This is a genomic window from Serratia sp. PAMC26656 (assembly GCF_016469055.2).
Taxonomy (GTDB): Bacteria; Pseudomonadota; Gammaproteobacteria; order Enterobacterales; family Enterobacteriaceae; genus Serratia; species Serratia plymuthica.
Window position 1 is genome coordinate 4248747 of sequence record NZ_CP150486.1, and the last position, 19470, is coordinate 4268216.

Sequence of the window (19470 nt, forward strand, 5' to 3'; positions counted from 1 at the left end):
TTAAGCGGTCGCTGGAAGAACACCCAAGTACCTGGACGGATGTAATCGACTGTATCTCCGCGATAAACAACCATGTACGCACTATCTTTTTTGCCCATAACTCACACCACAAAATACTGTTTATGCATACAGTATAATTATGGCATGGCGGGAGTCAATTGCCGCCCTCCGGTGCTGCTGCCAGCAATCCATCAATCACTTCCATGGTGTTTTCGCAATCATTGATAGTTCTTTCCTTGTAGCTACTGGTGTCCTGCAAGATTGTGTACGTCCGGCACAAGTCGATCAGCGTTGATGCCGTGGCGAGAACCTCAACAGGCACCAACTTGCAACCATCCTGCCCTGTATGGGCTGGCTGTGGGGTGGTGTAGAGACTGCCTTTCATGGTTACTGATTCACACTTCCTTGCCCAGCCACGTATATATCCATTTGCGAAAGTCGCTCCGTGCATTTGCTCCAATTCTTCAAAAGAGAAAGGCATGTCAGGCCACGTAACGGGTTCTTTTTCTTCCCTATCCATAAAATCAAGCAACATTTTAGCCATAGTCTTTATGTCCATGTCTGAATCACAACGATATCCATTTGCCCACACAGCCAATTGCTCTTTATTTATTTCAGTCATTTTGATGTTCCCCACCCGTGGTAATGCATGAACGCGCAGTAGTTAGCGACATCCAGCGGGTCGCCTTTTGTGATGTGGTGATTGAAATCATTCAGGCATTTATCCTGCCAATCACCCAGCATCCACATATTCGAGTAGCCATATTTTTGCTCTGCTTTATGCAGTTTGACCGCCATTGCAGACGCGAACACCAACAGTAACGCTTTCGTGTCACGGTGTAGTCCATCTGGCATCACTAACATATCCTCTCCCCTACCAATCGGCTTGGCCTGCTTTGCTGCTGCCATCGCTTCTATGATTTCATTGGCGATGGAGTGCATGTTGTGCCAGTAAACCTTGTCAGCGAACTCATTAGACTTTAGCCACTGGTTTCGAACGGCTTCACGTAGCGCGGCTACGGCTCTGATGTTCAGGCTATCGAACTTGTAACCCTGCCTTACAGGTTGAGCCTTTTCGTTGGCGTCACCGGAATGGTTCAGCATTGCGCGGCGTTGCCAGACAATCCATGCCACCGCCATATCCCATGCCATATATTCATTGTCGCCGTTCTCGGCCCGGCGGCGATCTACTGCCTCACCGAATTTTTGAGCAATGAAAGACTCAAATTCCGCTCGCTCATCCGGCACTGCTGGCGCTGGCGGGGCGGTGAACACTGCCTGGTACTCCGAATGCCACCCCTCCGGCGTGTTGGGATGAAGGATTATTTCCGGGTCAACGCTATCAAAGCGCTGCGAGTCGATAATCGACTTCTTCAAGTAGGCCACCGGCTGCGCCTCCCGGTTAGCCAGGAGTTCGCGGGCCATTGATACCGATGCATCCAATACTGAGCATGCGTCGAATTCACCTGCTGCGATTGCATTAAGCTGCTTAGTCGTTAGTGTCTGTGTCATGGCTTAGTCCCCGTAATAGCTAAGAGCTTCTAACGCGGCATCAACTGGGTCTTCTAAGCGCCAGTTGTAGAGCGTGTCGTTAGTCTCGAACGGCCAGCACTCCAATTCCGCGGCGACAGCGCAATCGCAGTTGCCAGTGCATTTGCGGATCTGCTCTGAGAATTTTTCAACCCAGGCATCATATTTTTGCTTCTCCGCCATGTGGCGTCGGATTGCCTTGAATGCTTCAATCATCTACTCATCCCCCTCTACGGTGAATGTGAAGCCAGCATTTTTGATTGCGAGGCGTGTTAACCCGGCGTTAAATTTCCCGCGCGATGCCGTCGGCAACCTCACCGGCGTAGCCAGCTGCTTTTCTGCTGACTCTGCACGTTCGGTCAGGTTCATTGCTTTGGCGCACATCACATCAACTCTGGCGTTTGCCGCGGCAATTTCTCTATCCTTCGCTTCCAGCTCTGCCAGCAGGGCTAGAATAGTTTCAGGGTTGGCAGCTGCAACAAAGCGAGCTATCGCCTCGCGGCCAGTTCGTGATGCAACATCGGACGAATCAAAACCAGACCAAGTGATCACTTCGCCTTTGGTATCGGCGTTGAATATCGCCTGCGTTCCTCGACCTCCGGCGCGTCCGATAAAGGGTTCAAAACGTTGCACTGGGCATTTTTCTGCCAGTCGCTTCAGTTCGATCAGCTTATTGTCCATCTGCTAGCTCCTGTTTTGGCATTAACGCCTGCCGCACACTTGGCTTGTAGTAGTGATGGAATGAGAATGTTAGGCCAAGTTTTGTTGGCTTTTCCTTCCTGCAAAGCAACCCAAGACGTGTGCAAATTGTTGTTGCTGTCCAGCCAGAGTGAAAACCAGCGGCACGCTTCATAACTGTTTCTGCAAGAATGGTTCGGAAGTCGGTTCGCCCGAAGTTAGCCCCTTCAAATGCTTTATTAATCAACTCATCGGTTAGGTGTGAATCATCAACGATTCTCATAATGCTTTCTCCTGGGCTACATATGCCGGGTAGAACTGGCTGACCTTGTAATGCCCGTAGCCGTCAACCAACATGCCGTAGAAGGCGAACGGCTCATACTTAACGACTACCGCTGGTTCGTTCTGTAAGTGGTCTGGAACCCAACGGCGCTCAACCTCACCAAGAGGCTGTATAAACACCCACGGGAACGGATTGGATTTGCTCAATTTGTACGGCAGGCCCAAAGCCTTTCTTGCCGCCCTGTTGCTCTTACGCTTAGCCATGCTGGGTTCCTTTCACGAAGATGATCCAATGCGTTTTATCGTTCTTGCCGGTGCGCTGCCAGATAGCCGGTTTCTCGTCGGTGAGGGCGATAATCTGGCTTACCGGTATCTGGGTTTCGTTCCACTTGAAGATCAGCACGCCGTGTGGCCGCAGCACGCGGAAAGCTTCAGTGAACCCGGTGCGCAGTTCATTGCGCCATGTTTCACGGTCAAGCTTCCCGTATTTCTTACCCTGCCAGCCATTTGGCCCGACGCGTTCCAGGTGTGGCGGATCGAACACGACAACAGGGAATGTGCAATCAGCAAACGGCAACGCGGTGAAGTCGGCGATCAGGTCAGGAGAGATAACCAGCTTTCTGCCGTCGCACAAGGTGTGGCTCTCGCTGCGCTTATCGTTGAATACGGCCCGTTCATCCTGCTTATCGAACCAGAACATGCGGGAGCCGCAGCACATGTCGAGAATGCTTTTGCCGTCGAGGCTCAGTTCATTTGCTGGCATCACGCACCTCCCCGATCACTGACAGCGTCCAGATGATGTTATTACCGTGGTCATTTCGTGACTTAAGTAACCCGCGTAACACCATCCCTTTCAGGTGCTCACGAATTTCTTTCGTCACGATGTGGTGGCATGGATATGCAGCTTTAAAGAAGTTCTTTATTCGCCAAGTTGGCACGCTGAAATTGCCATTCCAGTCTGGGTAGTAGTCACTCGATATGGCGTCCAGCATGTTGCTATCGGTAGGCATAAACTTGAATATCATTTGGCCTCCACTTGTTTGAACTCGATCACCCACACCCAGGGGTTAACCTTGAAATCGTTATCTGGGTAAATTCCGTCCCACAAATCACGGAACCACAGCCATGGGTCATGCGCGCCACCATCCACTTCACGCTCCACTGGGTATCCCTCAGCCTTGGCATCCTCTTCGCTGATGCTGTTCAGCCGCTCAACGCGCACGGCGGTGATTTCCAGCGTGATTCTGCTGGCCCAGCGCGGCATGTGGATTGATGGGCGCCATGTGCCTTCGTATTGAATGTCTCGATCAGGTATCGACCACAGGCCGTAGTTCCCCGGTTCTTGCCAGCACGACGCCTTATAAATCCGCGCCGCATGCTTCTCGTCGCCCTTAATCAGGTTTCCGTCCCAATCGATAGGACAGCCGTCTTCGTTGCCGAGAATGGCGAATGTTTCGCGCACCCACAGCTGATCGCCTACACCGCCGAATGGGCAGGCAATTTTCATCATCTCGTTGCGAACCATAGTTTTCCCAGCGTTGAATGGAATCCAGTAGCCAGGGACTCCGCATTCATCTTTTTGCGGGATAACCTCCGGCTGGTCTTTCATAACCCGCCGGGTCTGTGTCTTGCGACCGTCGAGTAGGGCGCGAACCATCTCACCGTTGAAAATCACTGGGCGCTCTTTCATTTGGCCTCCCGCAGCTCGATGGCTTCACGAAGACGCATTGCGAAAACTTTGGCATCCATAGCATTGTCGTTATAAACATCGGCCAGACCAGAATTGCCTATAGCTCTATGCTCTAAGCTTTTTTGAATTTGGCTATCTGCGAATTCATCTACGGCTTGAGATCGGATAGCTTCAAGGGCGGCGTCAGTGGCTGGGGTTTCTGGATTCCAATCATTGTCTCCAAACCAGTTATCAAGCGGTTCGGTTGCCCCGTTCAGGTGCCACCCCAAAACCTCAAACCCTTTTCCGTATAGTTCTTCGTTAAATCCGTCAACCGCCACCCGCAGCGCCGCATTCTCCACAGCCAGCGCATCTGCTCGTTTCTGCTGCGCATCGCGATCAGCCTTCAGGGCTTCGTAACTCATCGCCAGCGGCTTATCAGTTTTTATATCTTGATTTACAAGGTTATTTTTCATTATCAAACCCTTATCTGTGTGTACGTTGTTGCAGTTCTTCCAGCTCTTTGCAGTCGATGCAGAGGCGGACACCTGGCACGGTTCTGCGCCGTGCTTCTGGAATTGGTTCGCCGCACTCGTCGCATTCATGCGCCGCCGGCAGTGATGACTTTTTGGTTGCTGCATCGAGTTGCGCCTTCAGGTACATCTCGGCGCGTTCGTTGGCCTGGTCGATGTTGTCCATGTCAGGCTCCTATGCCGTGGCGGGCGATTAGCAGCGCGTCGGCTACGGCCTGGCCTTTTGCTTTCTGGTCGAGGATCCGCAGTGACGGGTAAAGCTGGATTGCCCGGCTGCGTGCCGCGTCTTTGTCGCTACCGATCAGGCCTGCGGTTTTCTTCCATGCTTGCGGTGTTACCAGGCTGTAGGGAATCAGCAGCCCCTGCAGGATCCCTTCAACTACACCGGCGGCGTGCCCAAACGTGAACATACTGCTGACGCCCTGCCCTGGCATCGCTCCGACCTGCTCCAGAAACGCCTCTGCACCAGTCAGGTCGAAGGCACGAAGAAACGATGCTACTGCTGCGCCGTTAACGCGGGACTTTGCTCCGACCTTGACCGTTGGCATGCAAATCGCGTTTTGGTACACGCAGTTGGAATCCAACACGACAATCGCTCCTGAGCACCCTGGGTCTATGCCGATGATTACTTTGCTCACTGCTTACTCCTTAAGTCACCATTTAGGTAATCATTACCAATTTGGTAACTATATGCAACTAAAAAATAGCGATTGCTCTCACAATTCGCACATGCGCTAAAACTCTCTGTACGGGCCGTGGTTGAGATTTATCGCCTAATCCATCTCGTTATGTGCCTTAATGACACTTAACGGATTCTACCCACCGTAGCCGCAGGAATTTCAGCATTTCAATTCGTATTTGGTTTGCCACTTCTCAATCGCTTTAGCATTTCCATTGCTGCGTAGTGTCCTGCTCCTGGTGTGCCCCGCTTAATTTCAGAAGCTTTTTCTGACAGCAGCGGTACCGGCTTGGGTATCGTCTCCCCCGCCCTGACTTTCTCCGCCCAGCGCTTCAGGTGTTTATCAGCCCGGCGCTCAAGCTCCACTTCGCTCAGGTTCTTCTGGATCATTTCCCGGCGCAGATCGCAGATAACCCAGTACAGAACATCATGGCGCCATGGGTAGGTTTCTGCGCAGCTATGCAGATACTTGTTCCGGTTGTACTTCCGAAACTCTTCCATCACGTCGTCTACAGTCAGGCCAAACATATTTGCCGAAGATTGGCTAACGATCGCCATGAAATCAGCCAGGTCTGGTGCATAGCTGTTGCTATCCCAACAGCGTTGAACACATGCGGCAATCGCCTGCTTGATCTGTTGGTCAGTGAGCGCTGTAATCGCCTGTTTCCAAAGTAACGACGGTGCCCTGCCGTTCTTCGCCGTCCACCGGTCCGAATAGATCTCCATCATTCTCATCCAGAATTTTGCGTATCTGGCTTTCGCTAAGTCCGTCTGCTCGCAGTTGTTCTGTGAGTGCGGCGTATACACCTTCGGCAGCATTTCCGCGCCAATGTCCAGTTGTCCCATCAGGTCGCTTACCTGTTTCATGGTTTTTTACTCCTGTCGTTTTACGGGCGCGGCTCATGAGCACGCTGCGTGCAAGTTTCTGTTCCCACTGCGCTTGGTGGAACGCCTTACCTTCTGGCTCCCAGAAGCTGATAAATTCCTGCAGTTCCTCCGGCGTCACCGGTTCGGCGATCTTCATCCCCCAGGTAGCAGCCATTCGTTGGAAGTCGGTTCCGGGTTGCCAACCGTTTTGCATTGTGAACTTTCCAAAGTTATTCCCGTTGAGCGGGAACGGTGGCGGCGGTTCGGGTTCTACCGGAGGAGGCGGATTTTCCTCTCGCGCTTTAGAGTGGGGTTTATGATCTTCTCTTCTCTTCTCTTCTCTGGTCTTCATTTTGTCCTCATCGGAAGCGGACATTTTGCGGACGTTCCTTTTTCGTGCTGCATCCTGTGCCCGGCGCTTGGCAGATTGCCCGTTATGCTCGTCAAATCTGGGCATTACGAGGTTTTCGCCATCAACCTCAAGCCAGCCTACAGCCATCATCGCGCGTGAAAATCCGGGAAATCCGATCATGTCATCGAGCGTTTCAGGACCGTAACCGTCAAGGAAACCGTCAACAGAATGGACATCGAAAAGACACCATGCGGAATGTAGTCCGCCAACTATCCGAAGTCTGTCCGCTTTCAATGCGGACGCCATGCGGACAATTTTCGGATGCGTATGGAGGTCTGAACGCATCTTGATCCAGTCACCGGCCATCAACGCACCTCCGCGACTTTTGCCCTGGCGTCATGGATCAGCTTTTTGATGTGCTTACGGTAGACGGAAGAATGCTGTGCGGAACATTCGACGCATACCCCGTTACTCGTAAAGCGCTCAGAGTAGTGACCATTACGGCAAGGCTTGCCGGTATAGAACCGGAGTTGACCGAGATTTATGGCCTCGGCCCGGGTAACAATTTTCATTCATAGGCCTCTTTTACTGTCGTCAGTGATGTAAGAATGCACGCAAAGCAAAAATAGATCAACCATAAATGAATTTTTGTTACCACACCTGCGAGACCAATAAAAAAGGGCCGCATAAGCGACCCCTGTTTCGGTGAAGGTGGATCAGTAGAAGAACGATACCAACTGCGGCTTCGTCAGCTCTGGATTGCGTTTCTTGCACGCCTTAAATAGCTGATCCATTAACTTTTTCTTCGGCATACGCGTTCGGCGCTGCGTATGCGTCATGATGTAGTGCGCGGTTGTGCCGGCTTCTGTTGCAAACACATCGCGCTCGTCTTTGCTCATCGCCAGCCAGAACTGTTTGAAGTTGAATGGCTCCATTATGCTGCCTCATATCCGGGGTTTATCGTGCAGATAATTACCTAAAAGGTGGCGATAGGCAAATTTATTACCATTCCGGTTCGTTTACCATTAAGGTAATTTTGTTTTAAATACAGGCAGAAAACAATTCAACGGACTGTGTAACACACTATGAAAAGCATTAACGACATCCGCCGCGAGAACCTCCGCGACATCATCAACCGTGATTTTGACGGTCGCCAGGTTCGACTTGCTGAACGGCTGGAGATTAATGCCAACGTGATCAGCCGTTGGCTGAAGCCGCCGACAGACAAAAACCATAAAGGCATTGGCGATGCTGTTGCCCGCAAGATTGAAGTTGCGGCAAATAAGCCAAAGTTCTGGTTGGACCGCGATCACATGATGGCATTGGCCGCCGGTGCAGAACCTGCCCAGGAAGCAACAGAGGTTGGCGACATCGTAGCCACCAATCTGGAATTGTGGATGAGCAATAACCGCGAGCTATCCAGCCAGGGGAAAGTTGGTGCCGCTGCCGGCGTCGGCCAGTCCACGGTTAACAGGGTGTTGAGCCGCGAAGGTAATATCACCATCAACAGCCTGGAGGCGATCGCCGGTGCGTTCGGTCGCCGTGGCTATGAGCTGCTGCTCAAGCCGAAAGACCCAACCCTGATTAACTATGATCGATCACAGTTTGCGATGCTGTCCGCAGAGGACAAGGCAAAGATCGAATCGTTCATTGAATTCGTGATGCAGCAGGCCCGGCAATGACAGAGAAAAAATCCTACAATCTGGCTAACCTCGACAAAGAGGATATGGATAAGGTAAACGTCGATATGGCCGCCGCCGGTGTGGCCTACAAAGAGCGCATGAATATGCCGGTGATCCCAGTTCAGATTGAAGCTGAGCAACCGGAAGCTCTGCGCGCGTATTTCAAGGAGAGACTTGAGCACCACCGAGCAGCCGGACAAAGATTACCTCGCGGCACGGACCCGGTTTACCTGAAGATGGCCGAGGCCAACGGCAAGAAGTAACCCACTCCACCTTTCCTTCCAATAAGTTACCGCTATGCGGCGGTTAACCACGCAAACAATAATTACCTTTTTGGTAACTTTTTCTATTACTGACTATTGACCAAGAGCTATTTATGGGTAATTATTACCTCAAGGCGTTACCAATCTGGTAATGATGCTCTTTAACAATCAGGCAGGAATTGAGGCACCGCGATGATGCGGTGACATTGCCGGGAAGCCCCGTGCATAACCACGCCATCAATAGTTACCAAATTGGTAATTAATAGAGGTTAAAGATGATTTCTCAAACCATCAACGGGATTTACTGCGTGACCGTCTGCGGCTGTGTCAGTTGGCGGTTTGCAGATTTCCAAGAAGCCCTGCATTGGGCGTTTACAACACGTGTCGCGCTGGACGCGGCCAATCAATTAGAGGTTGCACACAGATGAGCAAAGAAACAGGCGGCCAAGCCTTCCCATGCCCGGCTAGCGAAAACAACTTCTTCTATGAAGGGATGGAATTGCGCGATTACTTCGCTGCAAAGGTGATGCAAGGCACTCAATCAAACCCTGAGTGGAATCACTGGAGTACACAACAACACGTTGCGTATGCGTATGAAGTGGCAGACGCCATGCTGAAAGCGAGGGGTGATTAGCCATGAACGCACAACAGGCTATCGATATTGAAAAAATCGTTGCCAGCTTCACCGAGCAGGACAACGAAGCGGTTTATGCAGAGGTTAAGGCGCTCGATAAGAAAGTACCTCTGCATGCATTCACCACATTCCTAAAGCAGTACCTCCCGGCCGACACCGACGAGAAAGTGCTGGAACTCGGAACCGACTCAACCGATTACCAAGAGCTGGCCAGTTCCGCGATCTGGGACGGCCTAACGGAGCTGGTCAAGCGCCAGCGCGCTGCGGAGATTTACCGCCGCAACCATCAACTTGATGAGGTGGCGTGATGAAAACAGGCATCTATCACGATATTTCAAACGAGGATTACCACGCCGGGGACGGCGTGAGTAAGTCCAACCTCGATCTGGTCGCCAAGAACCCGGCGCTGCTGCAGTGGATCAAGTCGGCCCCGGTCGACACTGAAAAACTGAAGGCGCTGGACATGGGAACAGCCCTGCACTGCAAATTGCTGGAGCCGGACGAGTTCAGCAAGCGGTTCATCGTGGCGCCGGAGTTTAACCGGCGCACCAACGATGGCAAGGCTGCCGAGGCTGCATTCCTGAAGGACTGCGAGCACACCGGGAAAACGGTCATGGACGCAGAGCAAGGCCGGAAACTTAACCTGATGCGTGACAGCGCGATGGCCCACCCGGCTGCGCGGTGGTTTCTGGAAGCTGAAGGCCATTGCGAATCTTCGTTCTACTGGACTGACCCGGATACCGGCGAATTATGCCGGTGCAGGCCGGACAGATACCTGACTAATCACCCGGTGATTGTGGACGTGAAGAAGGTTGCAGACATGGACCGTTTCGCGCGCCACATCGAGGAATTCCGCTATCACGTCCAGGATGCCATGTACCGCGATGGCTTCCAGCAAGTGACCGGTGAAACCCCTGGATTTATCTTCCTGGCTGTCAGCGAGACGATCGACTGCGGTCGCTACCCGGTACGCGTTTTTGAACTCGACGCAGCATGCGTAGATGAGGGCCACCGACTCTACCGCCGGGATCTGAATACCTATCACCAATGCCGCACCACCGATGACTGGGGCGGAGTCGAAAAAATCCAACGCCCGGCATGGGCCAGAAAACAGGACCAATACGCATGAGCAATGACCTGATTGAAGTCAACAACCAGCCATCAACCATGACCGCCAGTAACGCGGTATTTAACCCTCAGGCGCTGGGACAATTGACATCCTTTGCCAATCTGATGGCTGATTCAGTCGTGAGTGTGCCCGCGCACTTTGTTGGCAAACCAGCCGACTGTATGGCCGTGGTAATGCAAGCGATGCAATGGGGCATGAACCCATATGCTGTGGCCCAGAAAACGCACATTGTAAACGGCACCCTTGGGTATGAGGCCCAGCTTGTTAATGCCGTCGTTACCAGCTCAAACGCTGTTCGCGGCCGATTCCATTACGAGTACACCGGTGACTGGTCAAAATGTACCAGCTCTAAAGAAGTCACCGTTAAAAAACCCGCCAAAGGCGGTGGTTCTTACGACAAGGTTGAACGTGTTAGAGACTGGAGTGATCAGGATGAAGCCGGCTTGTGCATCCGCGTTGGGGCCGTATTGCGTGGAGAAGAAGAAATCACCTGGGGTGAGCCGGTTTATCTTTCCAGCGTGGCGATCCGCAACTCCCCACTGTGGGCAACAAACCCAAAACAGCAGATCGCCTACCTGGCCGTTAAATACTGGGCGCGGCTGTACTGTCCCGAAGTGATTCTCGGCGTGTATACACCAGACGAGTTCGACGCTCCACAACCTCGCATTGAGCGTGACGTTACCCCACCAGCAACCAGCGCCGCCGGACTGAACAGCCTGATCAACTCCAAGCCAGCAGAAAAGGAAATCAAGCCGGTTAATCAGGATGACCGAACGCCTGACGATCTGCTTGCAGCCTTTACCGAAGCGGCCACGAAAGCCGCCAGCGTTGAAGAATTGGACAAGGCCTATAAGTACGGCGCCCACGTATTGGCCAGCCATGAAGAACACCTGCAGTTGGCCACCGACGTTTACAACGTTCGCCGCGATGAAATGAACGAAGTTCCTATGTAACCCACCGCCGCGGGGCGTAAGCCCCGCCAAAGGAGTAACCATGAAAGCAGCCATTCGAAAAAAACAGCTCCTGGAGAAGGTGCCGATGTCGGAATCCCAGATCACCAAGCTGGAGAAGTCCGGCGATTTTCCGCAGAGGTTCGCGTTAACCAACCGCACGGTAGCCTGGAACCTCGATGAAGTTGAGGCATGGCTTGATAAGCAGCAGGCAGAAAATACCGGGCGCACGCCGGACCATATTCCTGATGTGCGCCAGCGTAAAAACCGGCCAGTTCAGGAGCGCGCAGCATGAATATTAAACGGCATCTGATGCGCAATGTGTGGGCCTACATGCTTGCCGGCCTGTTCGTATTTTGGTTTCTGTCGATCGGCTTGACTGTTCTGGTCGTTAAGTTTGTGGAGGCGATCCGTGGATGAACGACAGTACGACCTCATAATGGCAGATCCGCCGTGGCAGTACGGAAACAAGATCAGCAATGGCGCCGCCGGCAACCACTACAGCACAATGACGCTGCAGGACTTAAAGCGGTTGCCGGTCTGGTCCATAGCTGCAGAAAACAGCGTTCTCGCTATGTGGTACACCGGCACCCACGCGGAGCAGGCAAAGGAACTGGCCACTGCCTGGGGTTTCGACGTCCGGCAAATGTTCCTTTTCACGTGGGTGAAGTTCAACGAACTGGCAGAGCGCACCATCAACGCAGCGATAGAGGATGGGCTTGTCGATTTTTACGACTTCCTCGACCTGCTTAATGGCGTCACCCGGATGAATCCGGGCAACTACAGTCGCGGAAACCAGGAATCAATGCTCGTTGCTGTGCGCGGTACCGGACTCGAACGCCGAGACGCATCGGTGAAACAGGTGATTTACGCACCAATTACTCAGCACAGCGCGAAACCATGGGAGGCCCGCCACCGGCTCGAGCGCCTTTATGGTGACGTGTCACGAATCGAACTTTTCAGCAGAGGTGACGCGCAGGGCTGGCACCACTGGGGAAACGAATGCCCACGCAATGACGTCGAATTGCTGCCAGGCGGATTTACCATCCCGCAACCAGTGAGGATCGCATCATGAAACATAACCGCGACCATGTTATGCAGATCGTGAAGGAGCACGAAAACATCGGCCATGCTCAGATCAAAGAGCTGTACGAGAAGAAGCACCAGCCAATCACCGCGCACGCGCTTAGCCGCGCGCTGGCCACGCTGGTTGATTACCAGTTACTTGACCGAATACTGCACGGAAACCAACCGTGCACATACGTGTTTATCGGCGGAAAGAAACGCTTTTCGCAAAGCCCAAAGATAGCCATGTTTGATCGGTGCCTGGCATCGGTGGGAGGAAAAGCATGATTTATTTAATTTTCGTACTGATAGCCGGATACATCTTCGTGTCCGGCTACGTGCTGGGTTTCGCAGAACGCGATAACTACTATGGCGCCACGTGGTGGGATTGGCTTTACGCTGCATTATGGCTGCCATTCGTTGCTTATCACCTATATTCAGTTTTGTTAAAAAAGGAATTAAAAGATGATTATTACCGTTAGTAAAATAGCTTTGCTTTCAGCAATGATTTTTCAAGCAAAGAAAGATGTTCGCTATTACTTGAATGGAATTTGTTTCGCACCAGAAAAAAAGTGTTTTCAACAGACGGGCATCGGGCTTTTATTGGTGAGCATGAGACTGAAGGCCTGAAAGAAAACATCATCATTGCAATCAAGGGGGCAAAATTCTCCAAGTTTGAAAAGGCTGAAATCGACACGGACACAGGTCTTGTGGCGTATTTAGATGAGCATGGAACGCGCGTAAGTGCTGGTCTATGTGAAGTTGTCGATGGCCGATTTCCTGACGTTGAGAGGGTTGTTCCAAAAGAAAATAACCCTGTATATGAAATTGGATTTAACGCCAGCTACCTGGCAGATATAGAAAAAGCCGCAAAACTTTACAACCCTAAGTTCTGCGGAATTCGAATAAAACCAAATGGGAACATTAACTCAGCAATAGTTGAATTCAGCAGTGCATACGAAAAAGGATCGGTGATAATAATGCCAATGCGCATTTGAACATTTTTTTATTACCTCTCCTTATCCGCCTCTATCCACTCGTCCACCATATTGGCCCACTGCTGCAGCATATCCCGGCGCTGTTCGGCGTACTCCGCTTTGTTGTACACCGCACGGACGCCGCGCTGCTCATGGGCCAAACACTTCTCTATCCAATCCGAATTAAACCCCTCTTCATGCAGAATCGTGCTGGCCGTTCTGCGCAAGTCATGCACGGTGAAATGCTCTATATCACCACCGGCCTCACGTATCTTCTCGTTGGTAGCGTTGATCACCCGGTTCAGCGCTGAGTTGGACATAGGCTTTCGCGGGTTATACCTGGCTGGCAGCATGTAGTCAGATCCGCATGCAGATACCTGTAACGCCACCATAATATCCAGCGCCTGCTGGGAGAGATAGACGACATGGGGGCGCGATGCCTTCATTCGCTCCGCCGGTATCGTCCAGCGCGCAGAACCAAAATCGACTTCTTTCCAGGTAGCTTCTGTCAGCTCACCCTTACGGACCATCGTGATCAGTATCAACTTGATTGCAAGCTTCAGCGATGACGCCGCGCCGGTAGCGTTCAAGGCATTGAAGAAACGCCCGATCTCATGTGGTTCAAGCGCTCGCTCTCGCTCATCGAATGTGGCAATGCTCGATGCCTTGATGTTTGCTGCTGGATTAGGCACGGAGTGGCCACGGTCAATGGCATGCGTGAACACAGCTCCGACAATCTCACGCACCTGGATCGCCGTCGCCCTGGCACCTCGGTCTACTATCTTGTCGCATAGCGCACGCAGCATTGGCGTTGTGATTTCATGCAGAAGCTTTTTACCCAGCGCAGGCAGAATATCCCTGTCTATCACCGCCTGCTTCATTGCCCGCGTACTATCCGCCAGGCGGACGTGTTTCATATACGCGACGGTATAATCGGCGAAATTATCCGCCCCTTTGATCTGCATGATACCGTCACGCTTTAGAGCAGCCGGCGACTGGCCTGCTTCTACCATCTTTTTGGCGGTATTGAGTTCGTCGCGTGCTTCCGCCAGCGTAATACCGTCTGCGCCATAACGACCTATCGTTAACGTCTCACGGCGGCCGTTCAGCCGGTAGTCATATCGGAACGAGATAGAGCCGCTTGGCTGCACGGCAACATAGAGGCCATCGCGATCGGTGACCTTGTAGAGTTTCTCTCTTGGCTTCAGGTTTTTCAGTTTCGTATCGGTGAGCATGCCGGTAACTCTCTGCTGTGGTTTGTACCGTCAAAAATTACCAAAGTGGTGTCGGACGGATTGGCAGGAGAGTACAGCGAAAGGTGATATACCGTCAAAAATACCGTCAAAAATTGAATGCTTTCACAAATAGCAATTGATAGTCAGAAAGAGAAAACCCCCGCACAGTCTGCCTGTGGCGAGGGTTTTTAAATAATCACTGGTAGTCAGTAATTAGCCGTTCATCATTCCCACTCAATGGTAGCCGGTGGCTTGCCGCTGATGTCATAAACTACGCGGGAAATGCCGTCCACTTCGTTGATGATGCGGTTGGAGACGCGGCCGAGGAAATCGTACGGCAGGTGCGCCCAATGCGCGGTCATAAAGTCGATGGTTTCCACTGCGCGCAGTGAAACAACCCAGTCGTATTTACGGCCGTCGCCCATCACGCCTACCGAACGCACCGGCAGGAATACGGTGAACGCCTGGCTGACCTTGTTGTACAGGTCGGCTTTATGCAGTTCTTCGATGAAGATGGCATCGGCACGGCGCAGCAGGTCGCAGTACTCTTTCTTCACTTCGCCCAGCACGCGCACGCCCAGACCTGGCCCCGGGAACGGGTGGCGGTACAGCATGTCGTACGGCAGGCCCAGCTCCAGGCCGATTTTGCGCACTTCGTCTTTGAACAGCTCTTTCAGCGGCTCGACCAGGCCCAGCTTCATCTCTTTCGGCAGGCCGCCCACGTTGTGGTGCGACTTGATCACGTGCGCTTTGCCGGTGGCGGAAGCGGCGGATTCGATCACATCCGGATAGATGGTGCCTTGCGCCAGCCATTTCACTTCGTCTTGCTTGCAGGCTTCTTCGTCGAACACTTCAACGAATACGCGGCCGATGATCTTGCGCTTGGCTTCCGGTTCGTCAACGCCGGCCAGCGCGCTCAGGAAGCGCTCTTCCGCCGCGACGTGCACGATGTTCAGGCCAAAGTGGTCGCCGAACATATCCAGCACCTGGTCGGCTTCGTTCAGGCGCAGCAGGCCGTTGTCGACAAACACGCAGGTCAGGCGTTTGCCGATGGCGCGGTGCAGCAGCATGGCGGTAACGGAAGAATCCACGCCGCCGGACAGGCCGAGGATCACGTGATCTTCGCCCACTTGCTCGCGGATACGCTCAACCGCATCTTCGATGATGGTCGCAGGCGTCCACAGGGCTTCACACTGGCAGATATCCAGCACGAAACGCTCCAGCATGCGCTGGCCCTGACGGGTGTGGGTCACTTCCGGGTGGAACTGCACGCCGTAGAAGCGTTTTTCTTCGTTGGCCATAATGGCGAACGGGCAGGTATCGGTGCTGGCGACGGTCACGAAGTCGGAAGGAATAGCGGTCACTTTGTCGCCGTGGCTCATCCACACGTCCAGCAGCGGTTTGCCGGCAGCGCTGAGCGCGTCTTCGATGCCGCGCACCAGCGCGCTGTCGGTGGTCACTTCCACCTGCGCATAGCCGAACTCACGCTCGTTGGAACCCTGCACATGGCCGCCCAGCTGCATCGCCATGGTCTGCATGCCGTAGCATACGCCCAGTACCGGCACACCGGCGGTGAACACGTATTCTGGCGCACGCGGGCTGTTATGTTCGGTGGTGCTCTCCGGGCCGCCGGAAAGGATGATGCCGCTTGGATTGAATTCGCGGATTTGCTCTTCGCTAACGTCCCAGGCCCACAGCTCGCAGTAAACGCCGATTTCGCGCACGCGGCGTGCTACCAGTTGAGTGTATTGCGAACCAAAATCCAGAATAAGGATGCGATGCTTATGGATATTATTTGTCATGTGAGGCGAATTCCAGCAACAGAGAAAAAGAGCGAAAAATAAGGTTTCGGGGCGAGGAGCCAAGCCCCCCGCCCCGGCCTCTCCCGCAGGAGAGGGTCAAGCATTAACCCATGCGGTAGTTCGGTGACTCTTTGGTGATGGTCACGTCATGCACGTGGCTTTCCTGAATGCCGGCGCCGCTGATGCGCACAAATTCAGCCTTGGTGCGCAGATCGTCGATGGTGGCGCAACCGGTCAGGCCCATGCAAGAGCGCAGACCGCCCATTTGCTGGTGCACGATCGCTTTCAGCATGCCTTTGTAAGCCACGCGGCCTTCGATACCTTCCGGCACCAATTTGTCGGCGGCGTTATCGGTTTGGAAGTAACGGTCGGAAGAGCCTTTGGACATGGCGCCCAGCGAGCCCATACCGCGGTAGGATTTGAACGAACGGCCCTGATACAGCTCGATTTCGCCCGGCGATTCTTCGGTGCCCGCCAGCATGGAGCCGACCATCACGCAGGATGCGCCGGCCGCGATGGCTTTGGCGATGTCGCCGGAGAAGCGGATGCCGCCGTCGGCGATAACCGGGATGCCGGTACCTTCCAGCGCTTCAACCGCGTCGGCGATAGCGGTGATCTGCGGTACGCCCACGCCGGTCACGATGCGGGTGGTACAGATGGAGCCAGGGCCGATACCCACTTTCACCGCGCTCACACCGGCGTCGGCCAGCGCTTTGGCGCCGGAGGCCGTAGCGACGTTGCCGCCAACGATCTGCAGATCCGGGTATTTGGCGCGGGTTTCGCGAATGCGCTGCAATACGCCTTCGGAATGGCCGTGAGAGGAGTCGATCAGGAGTACGTCAACGCCTGCAGCGACCAGCGCGTCAACGCGCTCTTCGTTGCCGGCACCGGCGCCAACCGCTGCGCCAACGCGCAGGCGGCCATGTTCGTCCTTACAGGCGTTTGGCTTGCGCTCCGCCTTCTGGAAGTCTTTTACGGTGATCATGCCCAGCAGATGGAAGTTGTCGTCCACCACCAGCGCTTTCTCAACGCGTTTTTCGTGCATTCTTTGCAGCACGACTTCACGCGCTTCACCCTCTTTCACCGTGACCAGGCGCTCTTTCGGCGTCATCACGGCGGTAACAGGCTGGTTCAGATCGGTCACGAAGCGCACGTCACGGCCGGTGATGATACCGACCAGTTCGTTCTCTTCGGTCACTACCGGGTAGCCGGCAAAGCCGTTACGCGCGGTCAGTTCTTTCACTTCTTTCAGCGTGGTGGAGGGGGTCACGGCTTGCGGGTCGGTAACTACGCCGCTTTCATGTTTTTTCACGCGGCGGACTTCTTCAGCCTGACGCTCGATAGACATGTTTTTGTGAATGAAGCCCAGGCCGCCTTCTTGCGCCAGCGCAATGGCCAAGCCAGCTTCGGTTACGGTATCCATGGCTGCGGACAGCATAGGGATATTCAGGCGGATGGTTTTGGTCAATTGGGTGCCGAGCTCAGCGGTATTAGGCAGAACCGTAGAGTGAGCTGGAACCAGGAGAACGTCGTCAAATGTTAGTGCTTCTTTCGCGATACGTAGCATGGGCAATATCTCACCAGAGTGGGCTGTGAAAAAGATAAAATATTGCCGCGGCATTATACAGAGCGTAATCGGTTGCCTCCAGCACTTTCTCACAAAAACTCTTGATTACCTTTTTCAGCCCTGTAGTATCGACCAATTAAGTGGTTGTTTTGGAATTTGATCTAGGTCACATGTCGCTACCTGTCTCGCCGTCTATTTTTACCGTAAGCCGCCTGAATCAGACGGTTCGACAGCTGCTGGAAATGGAAATGGGCCAGATTTGGCTCTCCGCCGAGATCTCTAACTTCTCCCAACCGGCTTCCGGCCACTGGTATTTCACGCTGAAAGACGACCGCGCGCAGGTGCGTTGTGCGATGTTCCGCAACAGCAACCGCCGCACCACCTTCCGCCCGCAAAACGGCCAGCAAGTGTTGGTTCGCGCCAGCATCACGCTGTACGAGCCGCGCGGCGACTATCAGCTGATTGCCGAAAGCATGCAACCCGCCGGCGACGGCCTGCTGCAACAGCAATTCGATCAACTGAAACAGCGCCTGAGCGCCGAAGGCCTGTTCGACCAACAGTTCAAGCAACCGCTGCCCAGCCCGGCCAAACGCGTCGGGGTGATCACCTCCGCCAGCGGCGCGGCGCTGCACGATGTGCTGCAAGTGCTGCAACGGCGCGATCCTTCGCTGCCCATCGTTATCTACCCGACCTCGGTGCAGGGCGCAGAAGCGCCATTGCAGATCGTGCGCGCCATCGAAACGGCCAACCGCCGCGACGAATGCGACGTGCTGATCGTCGGCCGTGGCGGCGGCTCGCTGGAAGACCTGTGGAGTTTTAACGACGAACGCGTAGCGCGGGCGATATTCGCCAGCCGCATTCCGATCGTCAGCGCCGTCGGCCATGAAACCGACGTCACCATTGCCGACTTTGTCGCCGATCTGCGTGCGCCAACCCCTTCCGCCGCAGCCGAACTGGTCAGCCGCAATCAGCTGGAGCTGCTGCGTCAGTTGCAATCCCAGCAGCAGCGGATGGAAATGGCGATGGATTACTATCTGGCTCAGCGTCAACAGCAGTTCACCCGCATCAACCACCGCTTGCAACAGCAGCATCCGCACCTGCGCCTGGCGCGCCAGCAGACGCTGTTGTTCAAGCTGCAACGCCGGTTGGAAGACGGCATGCAAAACCAGCTGCGCCTGTCTTCACGCCGCAGCGATCGGGTGCAACAGCGTTTGGCGCAGGTACAGCCGCAGGCGCGCATTCACCGTTATCAGCAACGCGTGCAGCAACAGGAATACCGTTTGCAGCAGGCGCTGGAGCGCCAACTCAATGCTTACCGCCAGCGTTTCGGCGTGGCCTGTAGCCAGCTCGAAGCGGTCAGCCCGTTGGCGACGCTGGCGCGCGGCTACAGCGTGACGCAAACCCCGCGCGGCGAAGTGCTGAAAACCACCAAACAGGCTCAGGTTGGCGAACTGCTGAAAACCCGCCTGCAGGATGGCTGGGTGGAGAGCGAAGTGAAAACTATCACCGTCGCCAAGAAGCCGCGCAAAAAACGCGCGGCTGAATCTACCCGTCATACTTGAAGTTGCATCTGTGT

The 19470-nt window shown here is 54.0% G+C and carries 30 protein-coding genes; 12 read left to right on the plus strand and 18 right to left on the minus strand.

What is annotated here, in order from left to right:
- Positions 1-154 precede the first annotated feature (154 nt).
- The 15 genes from JEM67_RS20975 to JEM67_RS21045 form a co-directional block, all read right to left on the minus strand.
- The gene (locus JEM67_RS20975) at positions 155-622 is read right to left on the minus strand and encodes a hypothetical protein (RefSeq protein ID WP_199636973.1); all 468 of its coding nucleotides are present in this window, start codon (positions 620-622) and stop codon (positions 155-157) included.
- Positions 619-1512 (minus strand): hypothetical protein, encoded by an 894-nt coding sequence (locus JEM67_RS20980; protein ID WP_199636972.1) that lies wholly within the window; start codon positions 1510-1512, stop codon positions 619-621. Before JEM67_RS20980 ends, JEM67_RS20975 begins: the two co-directional genes overlap by 4 nt.
- 3 nt (positions 1513-1515) lie before the next feature.
- Entirely contained in the window at positions 1516-1746 is a 231-nt protein-coding gene (locus JEM67_RS20985; RefSeq protein ID WP_233527759.1) for a hypothetical protein, read from the minus strand.
- A complete protein-coding gene (locus JEM67_RS20990; RefSeq protein ID WP_199636970.1) occupies positions 1747-2211 on the minus strand; it encodes an ead/Ea22-like family protein in 465 nt (154 codons plus the stop codon).
- Positions 2201-2491 carry a hypothetical protein gene (locus JEM67_RS20995; RefSeq protein ID WP_233527758.1) on the minus strand — a complete coding sequence of 97 codons (291 nt, stop codon included), beginning with the start codon at positions 2489-2491 and terminating at the stop codon, positions 2201-2203. Before JEM67_RS20995 ends, JEM67_RS20990 begins: the two co-directional genes overlap by 11 nt.
- On the minus strand, positions 2488-2754 hold the full coding sequence (locus JEM67_RS21000) for a hypothetical protein (protein WP_199636968.1): 267 nt from the start codon (positions 2752-2754) through the stop codon (positions 2488-2490). The genes JEM67_RS20995 and JEM67_RS21000 overlap by 4 nt, the downstream gene beginning before the upstream one ends.
- Positions 2747-3253: an SAM-dependent methyltransferase gene (locus JEM67_RS21005; protein WP_199636966.1), complete on the minus strand. Its 507-nt coding sequence runs from the start codon at positions 3251-3253 to the stop codon at positions 2747-2749. Before JEM67_RS21005 ends, JEM67_RS21000 begins: the two co-directional genes overlap by 8 nt.
- Positions 3240-3515 carry a hypothetical protein gene (locus JEM67_RS21010; protein ID WP_199636965.1) on the minus strand — a complete coding sequence of 92 codons (276 nt, stop codon included), beginning with the start codon at positions 3513-3515 and terminating at the stop codon, positions 3240-3242. Before JEM67_RS21010 ends, JEM67_RS21005 begins: the two co-directional genes overlap by 14 nt.
- Positions 3512-4180 (minus strand): hypothetical protein, encoded by a 669-nt coding sequence (locus JEM67_RS21015; RefSeq protein ID WP_199636964.1) that lies wholly within the window; start codon positions 4178-4180, stop codon positions 3512-3514. The genes JEM67_RS21010 and JEM67_RS21015 overlap by 4 nt, the downstream gene beginning before the upstream one ends.
- Complete coding sequence (locus JEM67_RS21020; RefSeq protein WP_199636963.1) at positions 4177-4635, minus strand: hypothetical protein; 459 nt, start codon at positions 4633-4635, stop codon at positions 4177-4179. The genes JEM67_RS21015 and JEM67_RS21020 overlap by 4 nt, the downstream gene beginning before the upstream one ends.
- A 10-nt stretch (positions 4636-4645) precedes the next feature.
- Positions 4646-4858, minus strand: a complete 213-nt coding sequence (locus tag JEM67_RS21025) for a TraR/DksA family transcriptional regulator (RefSeq protein WP_199636962.1) — start codon at positions 4856-4858, stop codon at positions 4646-4648.
- Position 4859: 1 nt separating this feature from the next.
- Positions 4860-5330 carry a hypothetical protein gene (locus JEM67_RS21030; protein ID WP_199636961.1) on the minus strand — a complete coding sequence of 157 codons (471 nt, stop codon included), beginning with the start codon at positions 5328-5330 and terminating at the stop codon, positions 4860-4862.
- Positions 5331-5539: 209 nt separating this feature from the next.
- Complete coding sequence (locus JEM67_RS21035; protein ID WP_199636960.1) at positions 5540-6100, minus strand: replication protein P; 561 nt, start codon at positions 6098-6100, stop codon at positions 5540-5542.
- Positions 6012-6956, minus strand: a complete 945-nt coding sequence (locus JEM67_RS21040; RefSeq protein ID WP_233527757.1) for a DnaT-like ssDNA-binding domain-containing protein — start codon at positions 6954-6956, stop codon at positions 6012-6014. The genes JEM67_RS21035 and JEM67_RS21040 overlap by 89 nt, the downstream gene beginning before the upstream one ends.
- A 350-nt stretch (positions 6957-7306) precedes the next feature.
- Positions 7307-7525 (minus strand): hypothetical protein, encoded by a 219-nt coding sequence (locus JEM67_RS21045; protein WP_199636959.1) that lies wholly within the window; start codon positions 7523-7525, stop codon positions 7307-7309.
- A 150-nt stretch (positions 7526-7675) separates the two neighbouring features.
- On the opposite strand from JEM67_RS21045, the gene JEM67_RS21050 reads away from it, so the two are divergent.
- The 11 genes from JEM67_RS21050 to JEM67_RS21100 all read left to right on the plus strand — a co-directional run bounded on the left by JEM67_RS21050 (position 7676) and on the right by JEM67_RS21100 (position 13311).
- Positions 7676-8272 (plus strand): helix-turn-helix domain-containing protein, encoded by a 597-nt coding sequence (locus JEM67_RS21050; protein ID WP_199636957.1) that lies wholly within the window; start codon positions 7676-7678, stop codon positions 8270-8272.
- Positions 8269-8535, plus strand: coding sequence for a DNA polymerase III subunit theta (locus JEM67_RS21055; protein ID WP_199636955.1), 267 nt, complete (start codon positions 8269-8271; stop codon positions 8533-8535). The genes JEM67_RS21050 and JEM67_RS21055 overlap by 4 nt, the downstream gene beginning before the upstream one ends.
- A gap of 424 nt (positions 8536-8959) precedes the next feature.
- Positions 8960-9169 (plus strand): hypothetical protein, encoded by a 210-nt coding sequence (locus JEM67_RS21060; RefSeq protein ID WP_199636953.1) that lies wholly within the window; start codon positions 8960-8962, stop codon positions 9167-9169.
- Positions 9170-9171: 2 nt separating this feature from the next.
- A complete protein-coding gene (locus JEM67_RS21065; protein ID WP_199636951.1) occupies positions 9172-9477 on the plus strand; it encodes a hypothetical protein in 306 nt (101 codons plus the stop codon).
- On the plus strand, positions 9477-10298 hold the full coding sequence (locus JEM67_RS21070) for a PD-(D/E)XK nuclease-like domain-containing protein (RefSeq protein ID WP_199636949.1): 822 nt from the start codon (positions 9477-9479) through the stop codon (positions 10296-10298). The genes JEM67_RS21065 and JEM67_RS21070 overlap by 1 nt, the downstream gene beginning before the upstream one ends.
- Positions 10295-11251 carry a RecT family recombinase gene (locus JEM67_RS21075; protein WP_199636947.1) on the plus strand — a complete coding sequence of 319 codons (957 nt, stop codon included), beginning with the start codon at positions 10295-10297 and terminating at the stop codon, positions 11249-11251. Before JEM67_RS21070 ends, JEM67_RS21075 begins: the two co-directional genes overlap by 4 nt.
- A 40-nt stretch (positions 11252-11291) precedes the next feature.
- Positions 11292-11543, plus strand: a complete 252-nt coding sequence (locus tag JEM67_RS21080) for a helix-turn-helix transcriptional regulator (protein ID WP_199636945.1) — start codon at positions 11292-11294, stop codon at positions 11541-11543.
- Complete coding sequence (locus JEM67_RS21085; protein ID WP_255520013.1) at positions 11540-11668, plus strand: hypothetical protein; 129 nt, start codon at positions 11540-11542, stop codon at positions 11666-11668. The genes JEM67_RS21080 and JEM67_RS21085 overlap by 4 nt, the downstream gene beginning before the upstream one ends.
- A gap of 19 nt (positions 11669-11687) precedes the next feature.
- Positions 11688-12323, plus strand: coding sequence for an MT-A70 family methyltransferase (locus JEM67_RS21090; protein WP_199637119.1), 636 nt, complete (start codon positions 11688-11690; stop codon positions 12321-12323).
- Positions 12320-12601: a hypothetical protein gene (locus JEM67_RS21095; protein ID WP_199636943.1), complete on the plus strand. Its 282-nt coding sequence runs from the start codon at positions 12320-12322 to the stop codon at positions 12599-12601. The genes JEM67_RS21090 and JEM67_RS21095 overlap by 4 nt, the downstream gene beginning before the upstream one ends.
- Positions 12602-12885: 284 nt before the next feature.
- Entirely contained in the window at positions 12886-13311 is a 426-nt protein-coding gene (locus JEM67_RS21100; protein ID WP_199636941.1) for a hypothetical protein, read from the plus strand.
- Positions 13312-13322: 11 nt separating this feature from the next.
- On the opposite strand, the gene JEM67_RS21105 is transcribed toward JEM67_RS21100, so the two are convergent.
- From JEM67_RS21105 to guaB, 3 genes are all read right to left on the minus strand, one after another.
- Positions 13323-14525 (minus strand): tyrosine-type recombinase/integrase, encoded by a 1203-nt coding sequence (locus tag JEM67_RS21105; RefSeq protein ID WP_199636939.1) that lies wholly within the window; start codon positions 14523-14525, stop codon positions 13323-13325.
- A gap of 224 nt (positions 14526-14749) precedes the next feature.
- Positions 14750-16327 carry a glutamine-hydrolyzing GMP synthase gene (gene guaA, locus JEM67_RS21110; protein ID WP_006318108.1) on the minus strand — a complete coding sequence of 526 codons (1578 nt, stop codon included), beginning with the start codon at positions 16325-16327 and terminating at the stop codon, positions 14750-14752.
- A gap of 103 nt (positions 16328-16430) precedes the next feature.
- Positions 16431-17894, minus strand: a complete 1464-nt coding sequence (gene guaB, locus JEM67_RS21115; RefSeq protein WP_004952045.1) for an IMP dehydrogenase — start codon at positions 17892-17894, stop codon at positions 16431-16433.
- Between the two features lie 170 nt (positions 17895-18064).
- Between guaB and xseA the strand changes: the two genes are divergently transcribed.
- A complete protein-coding gene (xseA, locus tag JEM67_RS21120; protein ID WP_199636937.1) occupies positions 18065-19456 on the plus strand; it encodes an exodeoxyribonuclease VII large subunit in 1392 nt (463 codons plus the stop codon).
- Positions 19457-19470 lie beyond the last annotated feature (14 nt).

Excerpts from the sequence above, each read along its gene's own strand:
- JEM67_RS20975 (WP_199636973.1), bottom strand. The coding sequence starts at position 622 with ATGACTGAAATAAATAAAGAGCAATTGGCTGTGTGGGCAAATGGATAT.
- JEM67_RS20980 (WP_199636972.1), bottom strand. The coding sequence starts at position 1,512 with ATGACACAGACACTAACGACTAAGCAGCTTAATGCAATCGCAGCAGGT.
- JEM67_RS20985 (WP_233527759.1), bottom strand. The coding sequence starts at position 1,746 with ATGATTGAAGCATTCAAGGCAATCCGACGCCACATGGCGGAGAAGCAA.
- JEM67_RS20990 (WP_199636970.1), bottom strand. The coding sequence starts at position 2,211 with ATGGACAATAAGCTGATCGAACTGAAGCGACTGGCAGAAAAATGCCCA.
- JEM67_RS20995 (WP_233527758.1), bottom strand. The coding sequence starts at position 2,491 with ATGAGAATCGTTGATGATTCACACCTAACCGATGAGTTGATTAATAAA.
- JEM67_RS21000 (WP_199636968.1), bottom strand. The coding sequence starts at position 2,754 with ATGGCTAAGCGTAAGAGCAACAGGGCGGCAAGAAAGGCTTTGGGCCTG.
- JEM67_RS21005 (WP_199636966.1), bottom strand. The coding sequence starts at position 3,253 with ATGCCAGCAAATGAACTGAGCCTCGACGGCAAAAGCATTCTCGACATG.
- JEM67_RS21010 (WP_199636965.1), bottom strand. The coding sequence starts at position 3,515 with ATGATATTCAAGTTTATGCCTACCGATAGCAACATGCTGGACGCCATA.
- JEM67_RS21015 (WP_199636964.1), bottom strand. The coding sequence starts at position 4,180 with ATGAAAGAGCGCCCAGTGATTTTCAACGGTGAGATGGTTCGCGCCCTA.
- JEM67_RS21020 (WP_199636963.1), bottom strand. The coding sequence starts at position 4,635 with ATGAAAAATAACCTTGTAAATCAAGATATAAAAACTGATAAGCCGCTG.
- JEM67_RS21025 (WP_199636962.1), bottom strand. The coding sequence starts at position 4,858 with ATGGACAACATCGACCAGGCCAACGAACGCGCCGAGATGTACCTGAAG.
- JEM67_RS21035 (WP_199636960.1), bottom strand. The coding sequence starts at position 6,100 with ATGATGGAGATCTATTCGGACCGGTGGACGGCGAAGAACGGCAGGGCA.
- JEM67_RS21040 (WP_233527757.1), bottom strand. The coding sequence starts at position 6,956 with ATGGCCGGTGACTGGATCAAGATGCGTTCAGACCTCCATACGCATCCG.
- JEM67_RS21045 (WP_199636959.1), bottom strand. The coding sequence starts at position 7,525 with ATGGAGCCATTCAACTTCAAACAGTTCTGGCTGGCGATGAGCAAAGAC.
- JEM67_RS21050 (WP_199636957.1), top strand. The coding sequence starts at position 7,676 with ATGAAAAGCATTAACGACATCCGCCGCGAGAACCTCCGCGACATCATC.
- JEM67_RS21055 (WP_199636955.1), top strand. The coding sequence starts at position 8,269 with ATGACAGAGAAAAAATCCTACAATCTGGCTAACCTCGACAAAGAGGAT.
- JEM67_RS21060 (WP_199636953.1), top strand. The coding sequence starts at position 8,960 with ATGAGCAAAGAAACAGGCGGCCAAGCCTTCCCATGCCCGGCTAGCGAA.
- JEM67_RS21065 (WP_199636951.1), top strand. The coding sequence starts at position 9,172 with ATGAACGCACAACAGGCTATCGATATTGAAAAAATCGTTGCCAGCTTC.
- JEM67_RS21070 (WP_199636949.1), top strand. The coding sequence starts at position 9,477 with ATGAAAACAGGCATCTATCACGATATTTCAAACGAGGATTACCACGCC.
- JEM67_RS21075 (WP_199636947.1), top strand. The coding sequence starts at position 10,295 with ATGAGCAATGACCTGATTGAAGTCAACAACCAGCCATCAACCATGACC.
- JEM67_RS21080 (WP_199636945.1), top strand. The coding sequence starts at position 11,292 with ATGAAAGCAGCCATTCGAAAAAAACAGCTCCTGGAGAAGGTGCCGATG.
- JEM67_RS21085 (WP_255520013.1), top strand. The coding sequence starts at position 11,540 with ATGAATATTAAACGGCATCTGATGCGCAATGTGTGGGCCTACATGCTT.
- JEM67_RS21090 (WP_199637119.1), top strand. The coding sequence starts at position 11,688 with ATGGCAGATCCGCCGTGGCAGTACGGAAACAAGATCAGCAATGGCGCC.
- JEM67_RS21095 (WP_199636943.1), top strand. The coding sequence starts at position 12,320 with ATGAAACATAACCGCGACCATGTTATGCAGATCGTGAAGGAGCACGAA.
- JEM67_RS21105 (WP_199636939.1), bottom strand. The coding sequence starts at position 14,525 with ATGCTCACCGATACGAAACTGAAAAACCTGAAGCCAAGAGAGAAACTC.
- guaA (WP_006318108.1), bottom strand. The coding sequence starts at position 16,327 with ATGACAAATAATATCCATAAGCATCGCATCCTTATTCTGGATTTTGGT.
- guaB (WP_004952045.1), bottom strand. The coding sequence starts at position 17,894 with ATGCTACGTATCGCGAAAGAAGCACTAACATTTGACGACGTTCTCCTG.
- xseA (WP_199636937.1), top strand. The coding sequence starts at position 18,065 with ATGTCGCTACCTGTCTCGCCGTCTATTTTTACCGTAAGCCGCCTGAAT.